This window comes from Halobacillus litoralis (genome assembly GCF_009856355.1).
In the GTDB taxonomy this organism is placed as follows: domain Bacteria; phylum Bacillota; class Bacilli; order Bacillales; family Halobacillaceae; genus Halobacillus; species Halobacillus litoralis_B.
The window spans coordinates 183,566-207,715 of record NZ_WMEW01000001.1; the positions used below are offsets into that span (position 1 = coordinate 183,566).

Genomic DNA, 24,150 nt, shown 5'->3' on the forward strand with positions numbered 1-24,150 from the left:
TCCCCTTTTATAAATCTCCGGCAGCCGGACCTGTCCTGCCTCAGCGGAGCAGATCCGGTGCTGGAGGAATAGATGGAACGTTTTAGTCCTGCAAATCATTCAGTACATCATCGCTTACGGCTTTTGTTCCACCAAGTACACGAAAGTCACGGTAATCCTTCGTATTGATGACCTCATCAATACTTTCCGGAATATCGTCCGGCTTCACTAAAAGCATAGGCGCATTGTATTTTGCAGCAAGTACAGAACCGGTCAAAGCGTCGGCAAAGTCACGTCCTGTAGAAACGAAAGCCGTCTTGGAATCTCTGGAAAGTCCGCCGGCAATCTTCGCTGCTGTGGCGTAGCGGTCGGCTCCACTGACGCGCATGGCGTCGGGAAGCTGATTCAAAACATCATCACTGACAGCTTTTGTTCCACCTGTAACAATCGTACTGTCCATACTTTTCAAGGCGCGCTTGGTTTCATCAGGTAATTCGTTCGTTTTAGTCAGAAGGATCGGGTATCCATTTTGAGCAGCATAGGAAGCCGCAGACAGAGCATCCGGATAATTTCTTCCGTCTGCTACGATCGCTTTATCCGGGCTGCCATCAAGACGGGCGGCAATGTTGGCCGCCGTCTCATAGCGGTCTTTTCCGTCAATACGCTCAACAGAAAGCCCCTGACCTTCCAGCTGATAGCGGACATAATCGGATACGGCACCGCCGCCGCCGAGAATGACAGCTTTTTCCGCACCCAGGCGGTTCAACTCTGTTTTGACTTCGGATGATAGTTTATTAGATTTTGTCAGGAGAATCGGGGCATCCAGCTTATACGCAAGCGGGGCTCCGGCCAGGGCGTCAGGGAATGAATCCCCGCGTGCAATGACGACCGTTTCCGACTGCTCCCAGCCTTGCTTTGAAACTTCAATGGCCGTTTGGTAACGATCGACGCCGGAGATCCTTTCTGCTGTATCCGTGAAATCAATCTGTGCAAGCATGGGATCGTGGTCACTGGCGCGTCCTGCTTCTTCTGAGAAATCAGCATTAATATTCACACTGTCGATAGCGGTACGCTCAGACAGATTATTCGTTACTAATATGTGGTCCAGCACCTGGGAGTTTCCTTGATAGTTGTAGGAATAACGTTCTTCTGCAGGAAGCTGCTCCACCATATTCGTCATGACATCGCCTTCAAGAGCATTGATGGGGCTGGAGAATTCAAAATCATTTAAATCACCCATGACGACGACGTTTGCATCACTGACTTGATCGACTACTTTCTGGACGAAGCCATTCACGACTTCCGCCTGCTTCATCCGCTGGACTTCGCTGCCCAATTCAATGGGATGGCCGGCACCGAACAAGGCGTCATCTCCGCCCTTGGAGTTAAAGTGGCTGGTTACGACAACGACTTTCTCCCCATTGAACTCGAATTCGGCCGCGAGTGGTTTACGGGAATTATCGAAGGCTTCATTTTCCGGGTCAATCCTCCCAGGGTTCAGCGTCAATCCGTTTTTGTCCACATCCACCGCTGTTACAGCGTCACCTTTTTCTTTGTCAGGAAGTGACACTCTCTCCGGGTTGTAGATGAATCCGACACGGATGTTACCTCCCGGCTGACCACCATCCGTCTTATCCAACGGGGCGATATCCGTAAACGCATAGGTCGGCCCGCCGGCATCCTCAATCGCTTGGATCAGCTTCTTGTAGGATTCGTCAGCCTCGACAGTACCATCATCGGTTGGACCGTTATTATCCTGGACTTCGACAAGTCCGATAATGTCAGGCTGGTTGAGGTTGTTCACCATCGATTCGGCAATACGGTCCACTTTTTCCTGGGAGGTTTCCGCTGAGAAGTTTTCCATATTGTACGTGGCGACATTCAGCTTATCCTCTTCGATCTGAAGGTCAGAGGTTTCACGTTCCGTCCCGCCATCTTTAACGGTTGGGAACTCTCCGGTCGTACGGATTTTGAAATTGCTGTAATCATATCCGACGACACCGGTGATCGACCCGTCCATTCGATCCCCTACAGTGACATCAACATCGTATCCATCGATATCCACAAGGACGCGCTCCGGGTTGTAATCATCAGGGGAAATCAGCAGACCGTCGGCGTCTGTAAGAAGCTGATCTTCACTTTTGTCCACATAAACAGCCACTTCATCGTACTTCGGCGGACCAGTGACCGTGGCATCTTTCAGTTCAACGACCATGCCTTCCAGACTTTCGTAAAAGTCAATCGCGTCCTCTTCAGCATCAAAGCTTGTCAAGCCGTCATCCTCAATATTCTCCGTCGGCTGGATGCGGTCCTCGCCGATGACCGTCGTATCCGGCAGCGTCTGATCAGAGGCAGTGATTTCAACAGCTGAGGCCGTGATCTGCGTCGTTAAAAGATCGTCCGCATCAGCATAGCCGTCTTCTCTCCATTCTTTCACCTGACCATTGACGTGGACAGCATCTCCAACGCTTACTTCTGAATTTCCGGCATACACGTAAATGCCTTCAGAGGTTGCCACTTCACTGTCAGGATCCTGGTCCTGCATATAGAATCCATCGGTTCCATCCAGAGCGGTTACCACCCCGTCGACATTTTTCACGTTCATATCCTTATAAGGGGATTCATGAGCAGCCCCCTGGATATCATGAATATCTACATGATCAAGCGGTGCCAGCACTTCGTAGGAGAAATCCGCCGTTTCACTCACTTCCCCACTGTCTTTGATCACAACTGCTTTAATCGTGGTATCTTCCTTCAGTGTGATAGGACCAGTATAGACAGTACTTTCTTTTGTCGGCTCACTTCCATCCATCGTGTAGTAAATCGACGCATCCGGCTGGGCGGTGCGAAGTTCGATTTCTGAACCTTCGACTACACGGCCTGAGGACGGGCTGGCAGCTACTGAGAAAATGGTTTCAACGATGTCGGCTTCTTCTCTTGGAACAAGGCGGTAATCACCGTATGCGTATGTAACCACCCCTTCGACAAGTTCATACGTTTGACCGACTTCCATCTCCACGTCGGTTTTCGGAGAAATCAGGAACGTCCCATTCTCATCTTCAGCCGTATAGTCCCCATACTGATTGACATCCGTAATCGTAATGTTCTGGACCTGCACATATTCACTTTCAACACTTTCCCCCTGATCAGAAGAGAAATCAGTGCTTGTCACAAGCTGGACAGCCGGCATTCCTTTGTCTTCAGTCGTTACGGTCACCTGATCCGCACTAGTCGCAATCTGCTGCAGGCCGTTATACGCTCCAAAAGGGCCCTGTGCCGTCACTTCATCCCCAATAGAAGCATCCAGACCAGCGGCACGGACGACAATTCCTCCCGTATCATCCTGTATGTATAAGTTGGTTTGTCCGCCCTCTACAAAGGATGCTGTCACAATCCCCTGAACTTTGACCGTCGTCCCGTCTTCCACACTCCGGGCATCCTTGATCGTGCTTACATCAACATCTGATAGGTCCGGGTATTTTCCTAAGTAAGAGAAGGTATCTTTGGCGTGGCTGTTGTACGAAGCGTCTACATCAACACTGTCTGATAGATCGGTATCTCCAGTCAGCTGATCCGTTTTCCGGGTGAGTGTAACGTCTTTCGCAAAATCATCACTCAACCCGACTTGTCCGATGGAGTCAACGACCACCCCATCTTTTTTAAGAACAAGTGTGTCATTACCATTGAAGCCCATCGTCTGATCCTTGGTTATTTCATCCGCCACGTCGAGAATATCCGGTGACGCTTTCTCATTCGCGATGACATAGGTTTCACCGGCAGCCAGTGTGCCTTTCAGCTCGAAGGAATAGGCAGGATCTTTGGAACCACCATTATGGTTATCAAGCGTAAACGGACTAAGGTCTATATCCTTTTCCGTCCCATTGTACAGTTCCAGCGCTTTATTGTAGGAACCGCCTTCTACATATTCCGAAAACAACAGCGTATCTGCTGCAGGTGCTTCCGCTTTGACATTATAAGCGGGTCCGGCAAACATCCCCAGCACCATAGAACTTACAACAACTAAACGAACCCCTTTGACGAGGCCTTTCTTTTTCATTTGTGGTCCTCCCCGATATTTAATGACACGATACACCAACATCCCCCATTATAAAGCATTCATTGTTTGATTTGTGTAAATAGTATTAATATTAGACAAATAATATGTATCCGTTTACAATAAAGAGAATAGATACCTGTCCACAACAAAAGCCCGGCGTATCAGCCGGGCTTTTCAGCTTGTAGAGAAACCCCTGTTTCTTTGCAAGTTTTTTTCTTTCTTACCATCAGGAGCGTAAGCCCCTTCCCTTTCCGTAGACGATCGCTCAAGCATCCTGGACAAGCGAGCTGAGGGCGTGCCCGCGGCAAGCATCCGCCGATAAGCGGAATGTGAACCTTTACACGACAAATGGAACTCTAACTGATTAACAAAGGCTTTTGTTTTTATAAAGAGGATAAGATGGTCACAGGCATCCCGTCAGGAGCGGTTGTCGAGTACATCTTTTCCCCGTGCTCTTCTATAGGGCCGTGAACCTCAACCCCCTGCTCTCTTGCATGTTCCGCAAAAGCATCCGCGTCATCCACGACCAGCTGCAGCATTTTCACAGGCATCATACACTCATTTTTGTGCCAGAACTCGAGCCAGCTTTCTCCGGCCTTAAAAATACCGCCGCGGTATTCTTCCGTATCCTCCCAAGCATTTTCGATGCCCAGTTTGTTCTGAAAAAAATCCACCATTGCCTCGCTGTGTTCAGAAACATCTACATACCTGTATCCAAGAATCTTCATCCTCCACCTCTTTCCTTTTCTATTTCCAGGATGGCCCCTTCCCCCTTTCTTATTCCCTCCACGAAGAAAAAAAGCCTGCACAAAGGCAGGCTTTTAAGAGAAAATCTGATCGATTTTGGAGATTTCCTGATCGCTCAACTTCACATCCAGCGTTTTCAGATTATCGACGACCTGCTGGGTACGTTTGGCACCGGGGATAACCGCATCGATGGACGGCTGATTCAAATACCACGCCAGGACAATATGCGGAATATCCACGCCTTTTTCCTCAGCGATCGGACGAAGTTTTTCAACCTTATCCAGATTCTTTTTGAACTCTTCTCCCTGGAACAATGGGTTTTCTGCCCGCAGGTCGTTGAACGTCGTGTTTTTATCATACTTACCAGCTAACAGGCCGGAAGCAAACGGGAAGTACGGAACAAAGCTGATTTGATTATCCGCTGTGTATGGCAGCATATCCTCCTCCGCACCACGCTTGAACAGATTATACTCACTTTGAATGACATCCACGTATCCATCTTTGTCGGCTTCCTTCAACTGGTCAACAGAGAAGTTGGAAACGCCGATGGATCGTATCTTCCCTTGATCCCTCAGTTCTTTAAGGGCACCGACCGCTTCATCCTTCGGTGTATCCTCATCCGGGAAATGAATGTAGTACAGGTCGATATAATCGGTCTGCAGACGCTGCAGACTGTCTTCAACAGACTGCTTTAAGAAAGCTGGAGAGTTGTTGAACACAACATCTTCTCCTTTAAATTTATGAGCACCTTTCGTCGCAAGGATGATATCATCACGTTTATATTCGCTCATCACCTGTCCGACAAGCTCCTCTGAACGTTTCGGTCCGTAAATAAAGGCCGTATCGAGAAAATTCATGCCGTGGTTCAGTGCTGTCCGGACGACGTCCTTCCCGGCTTCCTCATCAAGGTTCGGGTAAAGGTTGTGCCCTCCGACGGCATTTGTACCAAGGCCGATGGGATTGACATACAAATCTGATTTACCGAGTTTTGTTTTGTTATCCATTTTCTCATCTCCTTCTAAAATTCATCCTTTTCGATGTTTACCACAATTTAGGGATTCAAAAACAGGTGGAATTCAACTTCGGGCCGGTTATTGATGTCTGGAAGCTCCTCCTTTATGATGAAAAAAATACCCTCCAAAGGAGAGTTCTCATTCATGGACATCCGCCACCTGCAGTATTTCATTGAAGTCGCAAACTTCCAGAGCTTTACGAAAGCAGCCGAACACCTCTATATTTCCCAGCCGACCATCAGCAAAATGATCAAAAACCTCGAAAACGATCTCGGTGTCGAGCTTTTTGAGCGGCGGAGGAAAAAAGTTGTCCTTACCGACGCCGGCCGGCTCATTCTCACCCAGGCAAAAACGATTGATAAAGCTTTCCAGAACCTGACGACCCAGCTGGACGACCTTCTCGGTCTGCAGAAGGGGCATCTGCGTATCGGTCTGCCTCCGATTATGGACGCCGAGGAATTCATCCAGACCCTTGGGAGTTTCCACAAACAATACCCGCACATTACCTTTCAGCTTGTCGAGAGTGGTGCAAAAAAAATTGAGGAACAGATTCTCCAGGAGGAACTGGATGTCGGGATCACGGTGCTGCCGACGGATGAAGAGCGTTTCCATTACTTTTTCCTGTTGAATGAAGCGTTGGAGGTTGTGCTCCACCCGGACCACCCACTGGCTGACCTCGAGGAAATCGAGTTAGCTGAATTAAAAGAGGAATCCTTCATCCTGTTCAACAAGGACTTCGTGTTGAATGACCGGATTTCCACCGCCTGTCAGGAAGCCGGTTTTCTTCCGAAGATTGTGTCGGAAAGCTCCCAATGGAACTTTATCGGAAAAATGGTGGCTTCCAACTTCGGGATATCCCTGCTGCCTAAAAGCGTCTCTCAGCTGCTGAATGACAACGTCCGAAGAATCAAGATCACCCAGCCTTCCATCGCGTGGGAACTAGCGATCATCTGGCCGAAAGATCAATACATATCCTTTGCCGCCAAAGAGTGGCTCACCTATACCCAAAACCGCATGAGCAGCATTGAAGATTAATCAGCTTGGACTTCCAAGCTGATTTTTTCATGCCATTTTTGACTGGGTGTAAGCATTTCCATAGACAATGTCTATCGCAGGGATGCCGGATTGCTATTTCACTTTCTGATTATTCAGGCTTACACTGATGGTGTTCTCCTTTTTGTAGGGACATGTCTTTACGAATAAGCGCTTCGAAATGATTTTATTTACAGAAAGGAAGTCGGAAGAAATGACAGGTAAACGAGCGAAGGAAAGTCTTGTAATCAATACAGACCAAGTGATGATTAACGACTTGAATAACTACAATACATTGTTCGGGGGGGTGCTGATGAAAAAACTCGATAACAACGCCACCCTTTCGGCTAGAAGGCACGCCCGGGTGAAAGAATGTGTGACGGCGTCTACAGACTCCATCGATTTTCTTCACCCCATCCATCAGACAGATTCGGTTTGTGTAGAATCCTTTGTTTCTTATACAGGCAATAAATCGATGGAGATTTTCTGTAAGGTCATTGCCGAGGATATGATTACCGGAGAACGGCGGATGGCTGCCACCGCCTTCTTGACGTTTGTAGCCCTTGATGAAAACAAACGGGCCGTGAAGGTTCCAAAGGTCATCCCGGAAACCGAAGAAGAGAAGTTCCTCTATCAATCCGGAGAGGAAAGGGCCAAGCGCCGCCGTTTCCGCCGCGATCACAGTGCTGAATTAACAAGAATCATTGGGTTGGAGAAACCATGGGAAAAAGGAGTGGATGAACATGATGAAATTAGCAAGCTTGGGTGAGCTCTATGAGGCAAAAGAAGATATCCAGGACATCCGCACCCGCTATCCGGACGTTTACGCCATTTTAAACCATGTGGTCAGTTTCACACGGCAGCTCCAGATCAAATATGGATATATGGGCGCTCTCTTAATGGAAGAAGAGCTCGACGCCTGCCGTCCTGAATTTATTAAAGGATCGATTCTCTCTGTCTATCAGCAGGAGGTGAATCAGTTGAAAAACCATGAGGACTTCCCCGTCGTCCAGGAATTCCTCAACAAGCACCGGGAAGTCGGGGACGCCAAGCTGTTTCTCCTCATTTTAGGGGCTAAACCCGAGCTGCTGCGCGGATCAACCATTATGAAGTAATAAAAAAATCCCCGGGGTTTCAGAACAACCCCGGGAATCTTCCTGTATCACCTATACTTAAGCACCGCTTTTAGAAAGCAGATGATCCTGCTGCAGCTTTTCCTCCAGCGCGGCTACTTTCTGACGCTCTTCTTCCAGCTGCTGCTGCAGTTTTTCATTTTCCTTCACAAGGATATCTCTCTGATCTAACACTCGGACCATATCTTCTCTCATATGAATGTCCCCTCTTTCTTTTTACTTGTTCACCAGTCGTCTTAAAAAGTCCATTACTAGAAACATTACTTTGTAAAAATTATGTTAAATCATGACGAAATTTGCAACTATAATCGTTCGACAAAAGATAGATACCCCATTCCCACAAAAATTAACCATGTAAAAAACCCCCAATTGAATGGGGGTTCTGCAAGATTAATAGATCCACATCGAGAATAGAGCGACAGCGATACCGACAAAACCAAGCCCTATGCTGTAGGGAAGGTTCCGCAGCACAATCTGATAAGGGTTCACCTTCAGAGCCACAGACGTCAAGGTCACAATCAAGCCGTAAGGGGCTGACGGGACGGTCGCAATCGCACAGGCCGAAAGCAGAATGGTCAGGGTCACTGGCGGAAATGCACTGGTCAAAAGGCCGCTGACTCCTCCAAAGATCCCCATCGTAGCGATGGGGTGGACACCGAGCAGGGTCATCACTAAGAACGCAGCCTGGATAAACAGCATAATGAAAACCGGCTGCCCCTCCATAGCAATCAAAGGGTCCTGTAAGTACTGGAGGTAAGGAGAGGCATTCAATGTCTTAGTCAGGAACGACAAGGTCAACAGGAGGACGATGAAATTATCAAGCCGGTTCGTTTTCCATCTCCACGTCGGCCATCCAATATTCATGAAGCTGCGCCTGCGCTTAATCAGCAGCGACCAGACAAAGGCAAACGGAAAAATAGCAATCGTGACGGAAAATAGAAAATCAAGCTGGACGACATTTCCGAGGAAAACCACCAGGCACAAGAACAACACGAGGGCAGCAATAAACTGAATGAACTTCCGTTTGTTCAAGGGAGCTGCGCCCGTCCGGTCTTCTGGAATCGATTCACCGCGGTACATGAATTTCGCTGCAAATGAGTCAAGAGCAATGCCAATCACGGAAATCACAAGCATCCACGGCAGCACTTGAAGATAGTCAGCTCCGGTAATAAAGATCGATGTGGCCAGCAGAATCTCCAGCGGGCTCCATAAAAGAGCGAGCGAATAGCCCCGCAGCGTAACCATCAAAATGAAGTTATTCTTCATTTTTGTGTTCATCTGCTTCAATTTTTCCTTCAGAAGATCCTGTGAAACCGCAGCGGAAGAAAGGTTCAAGAAGGCCGCAAGAGAAACCATGGTGACTTCACTTCGCGCGTACAATCCGCTTAAGCTCTGATTCCCTCCTCCGATCAGCGACTGAAGCAGCTTGTTATACCGCCCTGCCTTTACGACACTATTCATCCACGGCAGCATGGAAATGAGCAGAAGGAGACTGATATTTCCGGCAAAGAACCGGGGAATATCAGACAGCACCGCATCACTGGAAAAGTAGAAAAAGCCGCCGGCTGTCAGCAGCACGGTTCCTAAAATTTTAAAGACGCGGTCCGACCTTGGGAAACTGACGGCCGTCATCACCATCCCCAGGAATCCGATGATTATGTACAAAGTTTCGTCTGCCCAGAACGTATGCAGGACATTCAGTAAAAAGACAAACGAGTAGAATAGGTATAAATAATTCGACCAATGGCGCACAGTTATTCTCCTCACTATGGTAGCGTATCCAATGATCTCATCCTATAGAGGAATGGAACTTTTTTCAATCCTAAAGCTCAAAAAAGGTGACAACGCCGGACACGTTATCACCCTTCTGTTATGGCTGTTTTTTCGCGAAGAGAAGGGTGGAAGGGTGCCACTGCACGCCTACATATCCATTCTCAATCAAAGATTTTTGTTCATCGTAGTCTCTCTGCCGAACGGTTACGGCTGTAGACTCATCCCAGTGGACGGGACTGGAAACCGGACGGTAGAAAATATAGCGGAGCATACCGGCATACTTTTCCTTCACCGCGGCGATGACCATTCCCTGGGAAAATTTGTCTTTCAGACTCCCCGGATTGTCAGGGTGAACCGTACAGAAGAGATGTGTTTTATCATGGCTGCTCTGTTGGAACGCATCCATAATCCAGACGCCCATTTTCTTCTGAAGGCCGTTCCCTCTATATTCCGGCAGCACGCAGGAAATCTCCTGATGGACAACCTGCTCCCATTCCGATTCCGGAAGACCTGTGTCACGTCCCAGGTTTTCGATGTGGTGTCCGGGATACCATAACGCCCGGAAGGCGGCAAGGGTCTGTCCGGCGTAGACACCGATCAGCAGTCCTTCTCCTTTTAGAATGTTCGTAAATTCTTCTTCACTGAGCGGTTGAAGCGTAGATGGATCGCTGACGTGCCCCTCCACTTTCCACTGCATCGCCTGCAGTTCTTCCAAAGCCTCTATAGAAAGGACATGGACGGTATAGGTCTCTTCCTGTCCTGTTTGTTGATGGCGCAATCGGCCTTCGGCAATCATACCTTTCCCCACTTTCTAATCCTGCTGTAGTACAGCCCTGTCCTTGGGACGAAACGTTTCTTTACGGCTCGTTAATTGTTCAATATAGCCGGTATCCGGCTCAAAGCCGATGCCCGGCTTGTCCGGTACTGGTATTTCCCCCCGGTTCATACGCACCTCCGGCTGGATGATGTCACGCTCCCAATAATGACTGGACGGGGCTGTATCTCCTGGATAAAGGAACTGCGGCAGAGCTGTGACGGCGATGTTATGAGCCCGTCCGATGCCGGTTTCCAGCATACCCCCGCACCACATAGGAATGTGATGGTCCTGACAGAGTTTATGAATGTTCAGCGTTTCCTGCAGGCCTCCGACACGTCCGATCTTCAAGTTGACGATCCGGCAGCTGCCAAGCTCAATGGCTTTCCGTACATCGTCATAGGAGTGCAGACTCTCATCGAGACAGATCGGTGTATTCAAGTGCTTCTGCAGTGCCGCATGATCAATAATATCGTCATGAGCCAGCGGCTGTTCAATCATTGTCAGGTTCAGCTCATCCAGCTGCTTGAGCCGGGGGATGTCATCCAGCGTATAGGCGCAGTTGGCGTCCGCCATCATTTCAAGATCGGGAAAACGGCGGCGGACGGCACGGAGCAGTTCTACATCCCACCCGGGCTTGATTTTTACCTTGATGCGCTTATACCCTTCCTCTACATAACCGGCTATTTTTTCAAGCAGGGCGTCTTCATTTTCCGTAATCCCGATACTGACGCCGACATCAATGGATGACTTCGTACCACCGAGCACTTCTGCCAGCGGACGGCCTTGTTCTTTCGCGTATAAATCCCAGACCGCCTGTTCCACGGCAGCCTTTGCGTTGAACTGACCGCGGATGGACTGGAAACGCTGCGAAACTTCACTCGGATGAGCGATCGGTGCTTTCAACAGTTCGGGAAGGAGAAACTTCCGAAGCATCGGCCAGTTGGTATCAATCGTTTCTTCATTATAAATCGGTTCATTGATGGACACAGACTCCGCCCATCCGGAATGACCGTTGGAAGACTGAACTTCCACAAGGATGACGTCCTTATCATATTCGGTTCCGACACTTGTCGTAAAAGGGTGAAGGAGATCCATTTTAATCTGACGGAGGATCACTTTTTCAATATTCATTGAGTCCCCTCCTTCCAGTCCACTTGATCGGCCTGCCACAGCATTTCATATAAAATATCCCGTCCTGTGTGTAAAGCCTGTTTGTTAAAATCCATAGCCGGATGGTGAAGCCCGGGTGCCAGGCCGCAGCCAAGTCCGATCATCGTCGCCGACAAACCTTTGTTGTGGTACGTGTAAAAATGAAAATCCTCGGCTCCCGGTGAAACACACGCAGGTGCCAGCGCTTCCTCGGAACGGGCCTTCACAACCGCTTTTGCTGCGAGCTGGACGGCCTGATCGTTTTGAACCGCTGCAGGAGAAAATTCCACCCACTCCGATTTGATTGATGTTCCTGTTTCCTCTTCCACCTGTTCGATCACTGCTTTCGTCTGGTCAATCAGCTCCTCCAGCCCATCGTTGGAAACCGAGCGGATATCGAACGTCATTCTCGCTGTTTCCGGAATGAGGTTCGCCGCTTCCCCGGAATGCAGTTCTGTAGGCTTTAAGGAATACGGATGATCCACGTGCACGCTTCTCAGGGCCGACATGAGCCGGCCGGCGGCTTCAATCGGATTGTTGGCAAACTCCGGACGGGCCGCATGAGCCGGCACACCTTTGATCGTTACCTTCAATGTAATAATCGCCCCGTGCAGAATCACGGGGGCTGCCTTCCCATCGGGTACTTCCTGTTCCGGACGCAGATGGATGCCCCCTAGGAATTTCACGTTCGCAAGCGCCCCGCTTTCCATCATCTGCAGAGCGCCGGCGGCTGTTTCTTCTGCGGGCTGAAAGATGAAACGGACCGTATGATGTGGCTTTTCACCGGATTCCGCAAGCTTTAATGCTGTATGAAGCACCATTGTACTGTGTCCGTCATGACCACACGAGTGGTTCGGGCGGACTTCGCCGTCCACTTCCTGAACGAGCGCGTCCATATCCGCCCTCAACGCAATGACTCCCTCTGTCCCGCCGGGATAATCCACGTAAAACCCATAGTGGCGGGCGAAGCTGTGCACGTGATAGCCGGCATCCTTCAGCCGGCTTTGTAAATAATGGGAGGTTTTCTCTTCTTTCCCGCTCGGCTCCGCAAGAGCGTGGAGCGCTTCGTACGTTTGTATCAGATCATCCTGATGCTGACTCACGATGCATTCCTCCTAAAAAATAAGATGAGCTATACCGACAACAATCGGCAGTGTAATGAGGGTACGTAATAGAAAAATAAACACTAGATCTTTGAAGCTTACCGGAAGCTTCGATCCAAGCAGAAGTCCGCCCATTTCCGACATATAGACAAGCTGGGTAACAGAAACCGAAGCGATAATGAAGCGGGTCATTTCACTCTCAATCCCGCTTCCGATAACAGCAGGCAGGAACATATCGGCAAATCCGACGACCATCGTCTGGCCGGCGGCTCCTGCCTCAGGTACCTGCATGGCCACAAGAAGCCATTCAAACGGCTTTCCGATAATCGTGAAGAACGAAGTGAATTCTGCAATGACAACCGCCACCGTACCAATGGCCATCACGACAGGCATAACGCCAATCCACATATCCAGCACATTCTGCAGGCCTTCTTTCATCGTGGCCTTCGCTCCTCCGCTGTGCCGTGCTTTTTCAAGAGCCTGGCCTTTTCCCCATTTGACGACAGAAACGCCGGACGGAATCAGTTCCTCTGTTCTTCTTTCAGCGCCTTCATACGTATCATCCGATTTTCTTGACAGCGGTGGGATCCGCGGCATGATGATCGCAGCGGCCAGGCCGGCAATGATAATCGTCGCATAGTAAGGCAGGAAGTACGCCTCCATATTCAAATAAGTGATGACAACAATCGTAAACGTGATGGAAACAATAGAAAACGTCGTGGCTACAACGGCGGATTCCCGCTTCGTATAATAGCCTTCTTCATATTGTTTAGAAGTTAAAAGAACCCCGATCGTCCCATCTCCGACCCAGGAAGCCAGACAGTCCAGGGATGAACGTCCAGGCAGGGTAAAGGACGGGCGCATCACTTTCATCAGCAGAGCCCCGACAAATTCCAGAAGACCGAAGTTGAGAAGCAGAGGCAGGAGGAATCCCGCTAAAAGAAACGTGGTAAACAAAACAGGCAGAAGGTCATTCAACAGCAGTCCACCGGTCACATCAGAAACGAGAAAGTCCGGGCCTAGAGCAAGCAGCACCATCCACCCGAAAACCATCCCGGCCGTCCGTGTGAGCAGCCAGTTGTTACTCACGTAAAAAAGGTTCTTCAAATAGGCGGAATTCATGATCCACCCAGGCTTCATTCCCCGGGCTGTGATTGAACCGAGGACCGAAAGCGTGATGACCGCGACTGTAAAGGACGGGATATAGGCCCCGAGAGCACCGTTGATGCTGTTGGCAAAATAAGCTACCGGAACCGTCATCCCTGATTCTGTATTGATAGGAATAATAAAAAATAAAAGACCGAATAAAGACGGCAGTATAAATTTCCAGTAATCCTTCTTCGTATAGGTTTTCTCTGTAACATTCGCCGATTGAAACTCTCCCTGCATAATCCCCACTCCTTTTTATTCGCTGCCTACTCCAAAAACATCCCCTGCTCTGCATACATCAGCTCAATTTTCTGCTGCCTCGCCTGCACCTGGTCCCCGTACTTGCCAGCAGCCGTCTGGATAACCATTTCTGAAACGCTGACAGCACCCGCAATGGAATGATAATCCGTATCCATGCGCTCTTCCGTCGTAATGGTTACATCGGCTTCACGCCCCACTGGTGATAAAGGCTTATCTGTGAAGGCAATGATGGATGCCCCGGCTTTACGGGCTGCATCGACCAGTTCTTTTCCTTCTCTCCGATATCTCGGGAAAGAAAAAATAATGACGGTGGAACGCTCGTTCATATCCACCATATCCTCAGGCATAAGCCCCTCCGAGCTGGACAGCATGACACGCTCTCTAAGCTGCCTTAAGGCATAATAAAACCAGTACGCTGCCGCATAGGATCCACCGAATCCACCAATAAACACCCGGTCCGCGTTCATCATATAATCCGCCGCTTTCCGCAGTTCATCCGGATTGAGCTGATCCATCATATGGGAGAACACTCTCTTTTCCTGCTCAGCCACTTGATAGAATCGATCTACCTCCTTGACCGCTTCCCCCAACGAGGGAGATTGAGAGGACTGCAGCCAATTCGAACGGATGGCGTCCTGCATATGCGAGTACCCGTGGAAGCCGAGAACATGCGCCAGACGGATCACCGTCGTTTCACTGACACCGACTTTCCTTCCCAATTTCGAGGCCGTCATAATGGCCCCTTCCTCTTTATGATCGATGAGATAGGAAGCCACCTTTTTCTGTCCCTGCGAGAGGGATGGATAATACGTTTTAATCGTCTGCAGGATGGAGTCATCCATTCTTCTCCTCCTTTCTCCGCAATGAAGTTTTTCCTTCGTTTCTATTAATCTACCGTATTTTCTCCTTCACATCAATCATTATTAGAAAATTCAATAATAAAGCTGCTCCTCCATTTAGAGGAACAGCTTTATTTTTCTTATGAGCGGACCCTTACCAAGTAAGCAAGCATCCCTATAATCGGGAGACACCCGGTCCAATGCTTTTGATTCTCTCTTCCATACTTCCGCTCCCGCCAGTAGATGGCGTACACAGACAATGCCGTCAGCACAAAGAAATCAATCGTCATCACATGAACGAACTGCGACACTCGAAAAGCATTCCCGTATTCATCCGGACGACCCGCGGTCATTCCATAGAGGAAAAGAGCCGCTGTTCCAAGGCTCATGATCAAAAGAAGAACTTTCGAACGAAGCACGCGAATGATCCATCCAGGCGTCCTTACCTTTCGATCCGAACCATTTCCAGCTAAGAAGAAATAAGGCATCAAGGCAAAAGCTCCAAGCATAAAGGAGCCGATCACAAAAGGCCATACAGGCACACGGTCGTCATCCTCCCCAAGGAGAAAAGCCGCGAAAGCCAACGGATAGATGCCTAAAAAACTGAAGACCATGAGAAGCATAGGATCAGGGTCATCCATTTGGATCAGCTGGGTAAGATAACCTTCGTTCCCATCCGGAGCAGTGAAGACTGCGTATAAGATGAAAAGCATCCACAATATGAAAAACAAGGAACGCCGCCGTTTCATTTGCTTTCCCTCCTGACATCCACATGACTTGTCTATCTCTTGTATTGATTTTACATCAACCATTCCTGACACAAAAGGACCCGCTTCTTTTACGAAGGTCCGTCTTATGTAAAAAAGGATGCTTCTTTGGCAGGAAAGAAGCATCCTTTTTTTATTGGCTCTGTTAAAGTCGGTTGTTGATATTTCAAACGATTACTAAATCGTCTCCGTCTGGAATTAAGGGGCCGGTCCGTTGTTTACTCAGAGCATGGGATGGCAGGGAAAACCGTCCGCTTTCCGCGGGGAACGATACCCCACGGAAAGGGAGTCATTCCCAAGGCCGCCTCATACAAATCCATGACAGAAAGGGGTGATAGGACCTTACATGTTAAATAACAACACCAACCCATAACAGAGCCTTTTTATTAAGAGTCGATCGATTGAATGACACATTCGACCGCCTCCGTTAAATCCTGCTGCGGCCAGCTCGGAAGCTTCCCATGCTGCACAGCCAGTTCATGAGAGGCAGGGAGGTGAATAAACCCGGAAGGAACCGGTTCGCCTTTCTTTTGAAAATGATAGAGGACCTGATACATGACATGGTTGCATACATACGTCCCGGCCGTATTCGAAATTTCTGCCGGATATCCGTTCTCATGGAGGACTTTCATGAATCTTCGAATCGGCAGTGACGAAAACAGGCCATCAGGCCCACCGTCATGAATCGGTTCCCCCTCCGGCATATTTCCTCGGTTATCTTTTTCACTGCTTTCATTGCAGTTGACTGCAATCCGTTCCGGAGTGATCGTATGCCTCCCCGCTGCAAGTCCGAGGCAGATGACGATATCCGGCTGGACATCTTCGACATGAGATAGAACTTCCTCTCCGGCTGTCTGATAATCGACAGGCAGGATACGTCCTTCCACGTGATATCCGTTGATCCGGCGGCCATGAAGCTGGTGGACAATTTGTTCCGTTGGATTGATAGGAAAGTTGAGAAATGGTTCGAAGCCAGTGAGTAAAAGTGTCGGCATAGGTTCATCCCCTTTCGTTCAGCACTAAAGGTAATTTTATCCATATATAACATTTCCCTCTGCCCGTACGAAGAAACCCTTAAACCTGCAAAAAATCCATAACAATTTTAATATCAACTGTAACCCTATTGAAATAAACTGATAAACGAACGATTTTATAAAATTATAAAATATTGTTCGTTTATTGGTTGTGATGGTAGGTGTCATCTGTTATAGTAAACCCGTATCCAACTTCATAACGTACTCGTATATTTTCAGTAATACGGTCTGAGCGTCTCTACCTGGTTCCCATCATAAGAACCGGACTACGAGTTACATATGTACACCTGTGTCCCCATTGGCACAGTCCAGTTGTATATGTGAACTTTAATGTCTGAAGGTAGAACCCATTTTCTGCTTTCAGGCATTTTTATTTAGAGGCGGCATTATGGGGGATAACAACATCAAAGGAGTTTTTCACCTATGTCTTACCTGACACGCACACTTACTTCTGCACTTCTTTTCATCCTTTTATTAGCAGGATGCAGCACCAGCGAACCGGCCACAGAAGCGAGCGCAGAAGAAGAAAACCAACAGCCTATCCTTATCCAGGGCCCGATGCCGATTGAAGCGGAAAACTTTGCGGAGCGCCTGGAAAACGTGGAAGAGGAAGAATCCGGTACGTTTGTTTTTTATAAAGGGACGGTGGATGACTACCCTGTCATCGTCATGAAAACAGGAAAAGGTATGGAAAATACGGCAGCCGCAACCGCCTTAGCCATCGAAAAATTCAACCCGGCAGCCATCATTAACCAAGGGACCTCCGGCGGACATGATCCGGATTTGAACGTCTTTGATATCGTTCTTGGGGAACGGACCGTCAACCTTGGTTCCCTGAAGACAGGAAACCGTGAAGACGGAGAAGGCATCACGCCGACCGAGTGGATTCCAATGGACTTGATGGCGTCTGAAGGAAGTGCCGGGGAAGATCCGGATGCCGAAAACATCCGCTACTTTGAAGGAGATAAAGACCTTCTGGAAGCAGCCCAAGCGGTGAAGGAAACGCACAAGGAAGGGAAAGTCGTAGAAGGTACCATTGGCTCCGCAGATGTTTGGAACAATGAAGTCGACCGTATTCAATGGTTCCATGAGAACTTCGGTTCAAGCGTAGAAGAAATGGAAGGAGCGGCCGGTGCCCAGATCGCCAAAGCCTATGATACGCCGTACCTCGGCATCCGCATCCTCTCCAACAACAAGACCAACGGCGGCGAATACAATCCAGAAACCGCCGCTTCCAACCAGGACTATGTCTATGAAGTCGTTAAGGAATACATCAAGACGAAATAATGAAACCAAAAGGCAGCTCTTCACGAGCTGCCTCAGCTTGTAGAGAAACCCCTGTTTCTTTACAAGCTTTTTTCTTTCTTACCGCCGGGAGCGTAAGCCCCTTCCCTTTCCGCGGACGAGCGCCCGAGCTTCCTCGCAAAACCCACGCTCGGCGATCTCGGACCACTCGTTCTTCCGCAGGAGTGGAAGGGGCACCGCTCCTTAGGACTTCTTTAAAATCGAAAAAGACTCCCCTTCACCCACCTCACCCTTGATGGATGGCGGGCCGTCTTTTTCATATTCCGGCATCCGTCCTCAGCGCCTGTTCTTTCCCTTTTTCTTTTGCAAGCGTCAACAACGCAGCCCGGACCGTTCTTTTGAGTGTGCGAACCTGGGCAGGGCACAAGCTCTCTTCGATATATTCTACCGTTGGCACGTTCCGCTTATCGGTGGTGATGCCCGCGGCAGTCATCCACCGATAAGCGGAACGTGCCCTCTCAACACGACAAATGGACAGCTCTAACTGGTTAACACAAACTTTTTCTTCAGCCCAAGGCAGCTTTTCACGAGCTGCCTTTCAGCTTGTATAAACACCCAGTGTTTTTCCAGGAGCTGCTACCATTCATACAACGTATCTCAAGATTACAACCTTCCTATCGTGTTGGATTGTCAACGTCTGCCCACGCACGTGAATAGACCATTGGTAAGAATAGGAGGAGGACCTTTTTTGATTTAGAGCAGTCACGTGGAGTGTTCGGTGGTGACGCCTGCGGGAACAGCACGGGTCGAAGATCCACTTGGGCAGGCGGTCTTCCTGACCAAGTGGATCTTCGACCCGTGCCCGCGGCAGTCATCCACCGATAAGCGAAACGTGGCTTTTAACGCTCCCTCTAATGGAAAGCAGCTGCTTTTTCCACAGTAGGAAAGGCAGCTCTTCCATGAGCTGCCTTTCCTTTACCCCATATTCACTTCATCGTGTCCACAAACATAGCTCAACACCGTATCTTTAATCGGAACATCCACTTTCCCGTTCAATCCATCCAGAGCCAGCACATCGTAGCCTTTTCCGTCTTTGATATAACCGAGCCAGTACGGCACATAGACGACAAAACGGTTCACAATCTCCACCTTGATTTTCTCGCGCCGCTTTTCCTTCGAGAACATTTCCCAGTACAGCACTTCACGAGCTTTCTGCTTCGACACTTCTCCCTGCACCGGCCAGAAGCTCCGGCTGCTTTCTTCCAAAGGAAGATCCACGGGTAAGATCGCACTCATGCGGCTTAACGGCTCGATTGCCATCCGGCCCTCCAGACCGTCGGGCAGCGAGTGAGTGACCGCTTTATAATCAAAGCAGTAAAAGGGAATGTACACCTGCTCCATGGAGGTCAGCTGCTTCGTTTTCCTGAGCTTCTTCCATAAGCCTGTATGAATCTGCCCGGACATTTTTTGGACGGCTTCTTCTTTTTCAATGACAGGTTGAAGATAGTGAGTCATGGATTTTCCTCCTTATAAATTCTGCAGATACATCAGGAACGCAAAGACGACGAAGAAATAAAGGACAAGGTAGATCGGCCATCTTTTCGTTTTCTTCTCTTCTTCCACTTCCTCCACAGAGGCCGCAGCTTCCGCACGATCCTGCAAGGTTTCCTGAACGTCTTTCTTCGTCCGGTCGATCGTCAGACCTTCCAGCTTTTCCTTTGGAGGCGCTTTCGATAAGAGGCTGACCGCATAACCGGCCGCAACAGCCACGACAGCACCGACTAGATTGTTGTACAACCAGGATATTTCCGCAAAAACGTTCACCGCCCACACTGCAAGCATTCCGGCAATGACACCGGCAAAGGCACCTGTTCCGTTGACACGCTTAATGAAGATCGCCAGGATGAAAACCCCGAGCAGTGCACCGTAGAAGTAGGAACCAATCTGGTTGACCGCTTCGATCACCGGTCCAAGGTTACCGGCAAAGAAGGCAAAGATCGTTGCATAGATCCCCCAGAACACCGTCGCATAACGGGAGGCTTTCAAGTAATGCTCTTCAGATTGGTTTTTCTTCATGAATTTGCTGTAAAAGTCACGCACAGATACGGCAGACAAGGAGTTCAGCGCAGAGTCCAGGCTGGACATCGCTGCAGCGAATACGCCGGCAATGATCAATCCGGAGATACCGACCGGAAGCTCATTCACAACAAAACGCGGGAACAATTCGTTCAAGTTGTTGATGTTCGGATCTCCTGCGTATTGATAGAAAATGTACAGCAGTACACCAATAAGCAGGAACAACAGCATCTGCGGAATCAACAGGACACCACTCAGCACAAGAGACAGCTTACTTTCACGAATCGATTTACTCGTCAGCACACGCTGGATCTGACTTTGATCGGTTCCAAAGTAGGCCGCATGCAGGAAGAAACCACCGATCACACCGGCCCAGATGCTGTATTCCACGCTCAGATCTGTAGAGAAATCAATCGATTCCAGCATGCCGGTCTGGGACGCTGTCGACATGACCTCTCCCCATCCACCGGGAACATCCTGGAAGATGATGAAGACACTCAGTCCGGCCCCGATCCAGAGAACGACCATTTGAATGACGTCCGTCCAGATGACGGCACTGATACCGCCGAGGACTGTATAAGAAACGGCGATTACGGCCATGAGGATGATCATAATATTGACGTCGATCCCAGTAATGACCGACAACACAAGCGCGGGCGCATACAAGACAACCCCTGTCGCCAGACCACGGGCAATCAGAAACAGCCCGGCGGTTAATGTACGCGTTTTCACATCAAACCGGCGTTCCAGATATTCATAGGCCGTATAGACTTCCGTTTTATAGAAAAACGGAACGATCGTCGCAATGAGGAAGGCCATGGCAAGCGGCACGTTAATGAACGTGATGATCCGCGTCAGCCCTCCGTCATAGCCCCATCCCGGGGCCCCGATAAACGTGATGGCACTGGCCTGAGTCGCCATGACCGACAGACCGATGGCCCACCACGGGATGCTTCTTCCGCCAAGGAAATAGTCTTTTGTCGACTTCTGGTTCTTCCCGAAAGCTGCTCCGATAAAAGCGGTTCCAAGTACATATACGACAAAAATGATGTAATCAATGACTGTAAAACTGCTCATTTTGTCCTCTCCCCATTTCGTTGATCTAACGTATAGACATCCATAAACCGGCGGGCCGCATGCTTCAGCAGCTCAGGCCCTTGTCCGACAGCGTCCTTTAATGTCATCGGCTTGTCTACAATCGGAAGCACGGCCAGAAGCCCTTCGTTTTCCGCTTCCGACAAGTCTCCTTCCACCATGCCGGCAAAAGCGACACACGGCACCTGATGCTTTTTCGCAAGTCTCGAAAGACCGATCGGGCCTTTGCCGTAAAGCGACTGGGCATCGACTTTCCCTTCACCGGTGATCACAAGATCCGCTCCGGCAATCTGCTCCTCCAGCTTCCCGAGTTCTGCAATCATTTCAAAGCCGCTCTCCACATGGTACTCATCAAGCAGGCTGAATAAAGAAAAACCGAAGCCTCCAGCCGCACCGCTTCCATGTTTGTCACGGGCGGTCCTTCCGGTATGCTGTTCAATCACCGCTGCATACCTTGCCATGCCTGCCTCCAGTTCAGCCAGGCACGATTCACCGGCGCCTTTCTGCGGACCGAAAATCGTTACCGCGCCTTCTTTGCCAAGCAGTGGATTGGAAACATCCGAGGCAATCCGCCATTCCACACCTTTCACCCTCTGCTTGAAGGCATCTGTCTTGACGTCCGCTACACTTCCAAGCTCCCTGCCATTCATGTGCAGCTCATTTCCGTCCTCATCGACGTACTGAACGCCCAGCGCCTGGAAGAAACCACTCCCGGCATCTACGGTGGCACTTCCGCCAAGACCGAGGATGATCGTTTCCGCTCCTTTTTCAATTGCCGCTTCTGCCAGTTCCCCGGTTCCGTAGGTAGACGCTTGAAGAGGGTTTCTTTCTGCTTCGTTCAAAAGAGGAAGACCGGAAGCGGAAGCTGTTTCAATCACAGCCATCCGCTCCTCCGGAATCCATCCATAAGAGGCGGTCATTGTTCTTCCTAATGGATCATGAACGGTTTCTTCTATGAGTTCTCCATCAAACATCTGCATCAATGCTTCAACGGTCCCTTCCCCGCCATCCGCCATCGGAATGGATTGAACATCGACCGTGGAACTGCCTGCTTGAAGTCCCTGCTTCACCGCTTCACAGGCTTCTGCACTGCTCATCGATCCTTTAAAAGAATCGGGCGCTACTATGATTTTCATTGTTCTCCCGCCTTCAGCCACAGCGCTCCGTAAGGCTGGACTGTAATGTTTTCTTCCGTCGAATACGGGACGCCGCTTAAAGCATCCAACAAGGTTCCTGATTTCAATTGGTCCTGAAACTCTTCCGGATCTACTTCAACAGTTTCTTCGGATACGTTCACAATCGAAACGAGCTCACCGCCGCGGACGATAGTAAACAACCGGTCATCCAGGAACAATACATCCTGCCTGGCGTTCGGATGGAAGGCCTTATGCTGTTTGCGACGTTCGATTCTGTCCATTAACGTCGTGAACACCCGGTTTCGCAGCGTTCCTTCCGTATCCAGGTCTTTCTTGAGCTGGTCCGCCTCCAGCTTCTCCCGGTTGATGGAACGGTTCCTTCCTGTCGCTTCGACTCCTGCTAAGTCATTCAGTGACCCGAGCAGACTATGAACATAAATGCCGGGAACACCTTTGACAGAAAGAAGGATCGTCTGCGCAGCAAGGAAACGGTCGACCGCTTCCTGCGGCGCTTCCTCCGGTTTCGTCAACGCACTTAAATAGTTGATATTCAGTTCATATGGACTCTTTGTACCGTCTCCATTATCTTTGTAGGAAACGAATCCTCCCTGTTCCTTCGCACGATCAGCAAGACTCTGTACTTCCCCTTCATTCAATATCCCTTCCACAGGACGGAGTCCGACACCGTCGTGGGATGCCAGGAAATTAAAGAATGATGTGTGGTCACTCGTGTCTTCCAGGGCATCAGCCCACTCGGATAAATGACGGGCATTTCCAGAAACAAACGAGTGCAGCGTTAATGGAGGCAGCGGGAATTGATAGACCATGTGCGCTTCATTATGCCCGCTCCCGAAGTAGCTGATGTTATCCTTGTGCGGCACATTGGTTTCCGTAATCACGATCGTACCCGGGGAGATTTCCTCCAGGACGTGCCGCATCACTTGGACAATCTTGTGCGTTTCCTCAAGGTGGATGCTCGTCGTGCCCAGACGCTTCCACAAGAAGCCGATGGCATCCAGACGCAGATAGCGCGCTCCGTGCTGAACGTACGCGGCAAGAATTTGAAGCACCTCTGCGAATAACGCCTCACTTTCGTAATTCAAATCAATTTGATCATCACTGAACGTGGTCCAGACATATTTTGTCCCTTCGTCGTGCTCCACTTTGGTTAACAGCGGAAGAGCTCTTGGACGGACAACGGAACTATAATCAAGCGAAGGATCGGATTCCACAAAGTAATCCTGGTATTCCTCTTCCCCTTTTAGGTAATTTTGGAACCAATTACTTTTTCTTGAAATATGATTGATGACCGCATCAAACATCAAGTCATAGTCCTCAGACAACTCGTGTATGTTCCCCCAGTCACCAAGCTCCGGGTTGACCTCCATGTAGTCCTGGACAGAAAAGCCGTCATCGGATGTGAACGGGTAAAACGGAAGAATGTGAACGGAATTGATGGTCTGCCCGACATACTCCTGCAGAAACTGCTTCAGCGTTGTGAGCGGGTTTTCCCCTTCCTGCTTGATGGAATCTCCGTACGTAATCAGCATCACATCGCGCTCATCCACCCAGTCCTTCGTCTGGGGCTTCTGCTTATAGGTATCTATAATATCAAGCGTTTTCCGGTAAAGACGCTCTCCCTTTTCATTTCCATATACGTCATAAAGGTTCTGTTTAATTTGATCGACAGCCGTTTGAGTCATTTTGTCCCCTCCAAAAAATGATGTTAACGCTATCATAAGGGA

The 24,150-nt window shown here is 49.4% G+C and carries 21 protein-coding genes and 1 riboswitch; of the genes, 5 read left to right on the plus strand and 16 right to left on the minus strand.

Annotation, left to right across the window (positions count from 1 at the left end):
* Positions 1-82 precede the first annotated feature (82 nt).
* From GLV97_RS00855 to GLV97_RS00865, 3 genes are all read right to left on the minus strand, one after another.
* A complete protein-coding gene (locus GLV97_RS00855) occupies positions 83-4,036 on the minus strand; it encodes a cell wall-binding repeat-containing protein (RefSeq protein WP_160888731.1) in 3,954 nt (1,317 codons plus the stop codon).
* A gap of 383 nt (positions 4,037-4,419) precedes the next feature.
* Complete coding sequence (locus tag GLV97_RS00860) at positions 4,420-4,764, minus strand: VOC family protein (protein WP_160837939.1); 345 nt, start codon at positions 4,762-4,764, stop codon at positions 4,420-4,422.
* 93 nt (positions 4,765-4,857) lie between these two features.
* The gene (locus GLV97_RS00865) at positions 4,858-5,787 is read right to left on the minus strand and encodes an aldo/keto reductase (RefSeq protein ID WP_160888732.1); all 930 of its coding nucleotides are present in this window, start codon (positions 5,785-5,787) and stop codon (positions 4,858-4,860) included.
* Positions 5,788-5,940: 153 nt separating this feature from the next.
* Here GLV97_RS00865 and cidR point away from each other — a divergent pair, with 153 nt between their 5' ends.
* From cidR to GLV97_RS00880, 3 genes are all read left to right on the plus strand, one after another.
* Entirely contained in the window at positions 5,941-6,831 is an 891-nt protein-coding gene (cidR, locus tag GLV97_RS00870; RefSeq protein WP_160837936.1) for a cidABC operon transcriptional activator CidR, read from the plus strand.
* Positions 6,832-7,042: 211 nt separating this feature from the next.
* Positions 7,043-7,597, plus strand: a complete 555-nt coding sequence (locus GLV97_RS00875; RefSeq protein WP_160837934.1) for an acyl-CoA thioesterase — start codon at positions 7,043-7,045, stop codon at positions 7,595-7,597.
* A complete protein-coding gene (locus tag GLV97_RS00880; RefSeq protein ID WP_160837932.1) occupies positions 7,572-7,943 on the plus strand; it encodes a hypothetical protein in 372 nt (123 codons plus the stop codon). Before GLV97_RS00875 ends, GLV97_RS00880 begins: the two co-directional genes overlap by 26 nt.
* 57 nt (positions 7,944-8,000) lie before the next feature.
* Here the strand turns inward: GLV97_RS00880 and GLV97_RS00885 are convergent, their stop codons facing one another.
* The 9 genes from GLV97_RS00885 to GLV97_RS00925 all read right to left on the minus strand — a co-directional run bounded on the left by GLV97_RS00885 (position 8,001) and on the right by GLV97_RS00925 (position 16,814).
* The gene (locus GLV97_RS00885) at positions 8,001-8,156 is read right to left on the minus strand and encodes a hypothetical protein (protein WP_160888733.1); all 156 of its coding nucleotides are present in this window, start codon (positions 8,154-8,156) and stop codon (positions 8,001-8,003) included.
* Positions 8,157-8,351: 195 nt separating this feature from the next.
* Entirely contained in the window at positions 8,352-9,713 is a 1,362-nt protein-coding gene (locus GLV97_RS00890; protein WP_160888734.1) for a hypothetical protein, read from the minus strand.
* Between the two features lie 118 nt (positions 9,714-9,831).
* Entirely contained in the window at positions 9,832-10,542 is a 711-nt protein-coding gene (locus tag GLV97_RS00895) for a GNAT family N-acetyltransferase (RefSeq protein WP_160888735.1), read from the minus strand.
* Between the two features lie 3 nt (positions 10,543-10,545).
* On the minus strand, positions 10,546-11,682 hold the full coding sequence (gene menC, locus GLV97_RS00900; protein ID WP_160888736.1) for an o-succinylbenzoate synthase: 1,137 nt from the start codon (positions 11,680-11,682) through the stop codon (positions 10,546-10,548).
* Entirely contained in the window at positions 11,679-12,803 is a 1,125-nt protein-coding gene (locus GLV97_RS00905) for an amidohydrolase (protein ID WP_160888737.1), read from the minus strand. The genes menC and GLV97_RS00905 overlap by 4 nt, the downstream gene beginning before the upstream one ends.
* 12 nt (positions 12,804-12,815) lie before the next feature.
* Complete coding sequence (locus GLV97_RS00910; RefSeq protein ID WP_160837922.1) at positions 12,816-14,192, minus strand: YjiH family protein; 1,377 nt, start codon at positions 14,190-14,192, stop codon at positions 12,816-12,818.
* A 26-nt stretch (positions 14,193-14,218) separates the two neighbouring features.
* A complete protein-coding gene (locus GLV97_RS00915; RefSeq protein WP_160841817.1) occupies positions 14,219-15,055 on the minus strand; it encodes a MurR/RpiR family transcriptional regulator in 837 nt (278 codons plus the stop codon).
* Between the two features lie 137 nt (positions 15,056-15,192).
* On the minus strand, positions 15,193-15,801 hold the full coding sequence (locus GLV97_RS00920; RefSeq protein ID WP_160841816.1) for a hypothetical protein: 609 nt from the start codon (positions 15,799-15,801) through the stop codon (positions 15,193-15,195).
* Positions 15,802-16,205: 404 nt separating this feature from the next.
* Positions 16,206-16,814, minus strand: coding sequence for a pyroglutamyl-peptidase I (locus GLV97_RS00925; protein ID WP_160888738.1), 609 nt, complete (start codon positions 16,812-16,814; stop codon positions 16,206-16,208).
* Between the two features lie 224 nt (positions 16,815-17,038).
* Positions 17,039-17,142, plus strand: a riboswitch (purine riboswitch).
* A gap of 134 nt (positions 17,143-17,276) precedes the next feature.
* Here GLV97_RS00925 and GLV97_RS00930 point away from each other — a divergent pair.
* The gene (locus GLV97_RS00930; protein WP_160888739.1) at positions 17,277-18,140 is read left to right on the plus strand and encodes a 5'-methylthioadenosine/S-adenosylhomocysteine nucleosidase; all 864 of its coding nucleotides are present in this window, start codon (positions 17,277-17,279) and stop codon (positions 18,138-18,140) included.
* 736 nt (positions 18,141-18,876) lie between these two features.
* Positions 18,877-19,041: a hypothetical protein gene (locus GLV97_RS00935; RefSeq protein WP_160888740.1), complete on the plus strand. Its 165-nt coding sequence runs from the start codon at positions 18,877-18,879 to the stop codon at positions 19,039-19,041.
* Between the two features lie 32 nt (positions 19,042-19,073).
* Here GLV97_RS00935 and GLV97_RS00940 read toward each other — a convergent pair whose 3' ends face one another.
* Genes GLV97_RS00940 through GLV97_RS00955 form a run of 4 tightly spaced genes read right to left on the minus strand, consistent with a single transcriptional unit; the run spans position 19,074 to position 24,108 of the window.
* Positions 19,074-19,613 carry a hypothetical protein gene (locus GLV97_RS00940; protein WP_160888741.1) on the minus strand — a complete coding sequence of 180 codons (540 nt, stop codon included), beginning with the start codon at positions 19,611-19,613 and terminating at the stop codon, positions 19,074-19,076.
* A gap of 12 nt (positions 19,614-19,625) precedes the next feature.
* Positions 19,626-21,251: a sodium:solute symporter gene (locus tag GLV97_RS00945; protein ID WP_160888742.1), complete on the minus strand. Its 1,626-nt coding sequence runs from the start codon at positions 21,249-21,251 to the stop codon at positions 19,626-19,628.
* Entirely contained in the window at positions 21,248-22,405 is a 1,158-nt protein-coding gene (locus GLV97_RS00950) for a glycerate kinase (RefSeq protein WP_160888743.1), read from the minus strand. Before GLV97_RS00950 ends, GLV97_RS00945 begins: the two co-directional genes overlap by 4 nt.
* Entirely contained in the window at positions 22,402-24,108 is a 1,707-nt protein-coding gene (locus GLV97_RS00955; protein WP_160888744.1) for a sugar phosphorylase, read from the minus strand. Before GLV97_RS00955 ends, GLV97_RS00950 begins: the two co-directional genes overlap by 4 nt.
* Positions 24,109-24,150 lie beyond the last annotated feature (42 nt).